Raw genomic sequence first — 411 nt, 5'->3', positions numbered from 1 at the left:
GCAGCCGCTCGCCGATCTCCTCACCGGTTCCGCGCACCCGGTCGCGCACGCGCGCGATCTCCGAGCCCGCCTCGCCCGACGCCGAAGCGCCGGAAACGCCCGTGGGCGCACGGTATTCGCCGAACGTCTCACGCAACGCCTGCGACCACTCACCGGTCGTCACACCGGCACGCGCACACGCGAGCGTGACCTCGACGAGGTTCTGGTCGGTCTTGGCGGCCTCGCGCAACGCGTCCAGAGACGCCTCGACCGCGGCGTTGTCACGCGACGCGCGCCACTGCTGGATCGCCTCGACCGCGTGCATCTCGACGATCGGGTCGATGGTCTCGATCGCGTTGGCGCCCTCGGCCTGCAGCGGCGACGGCTCGGTGGTGTCGAACTTGTTGACGCCGACGACGATCTCCTCGCCGG

1 protein-coding gene is annotated in these 411 nt (G+C 71.0%); it reads right to left on the bottom strand.

Translation table 11 applies throughout. The annotated features are described in order from the left end of the window. Positions 1–411: methylmalonyl-CoA mutase family protein (locus tag B0F77_RS46375; protein WP_425435849.1), on the bottom strand; the 411-nt coding region annotated here is incomplete at both ends.

It is taken from the genome of Lentzea kentuckyensis, assembly GCF_002150765.1.
Lineage (GTDB): Bacteria > Actinomycetota > Actinomycetes > Mycobacteriales > Pseudonocardiaceae > Lentzea > Lentzea kentuckyensis.
The sequence above is the reverse complement of the archived record's forward strand: the minus strand, read 5'-3'. Positions and strand labels throughout refer to the sequence as shown.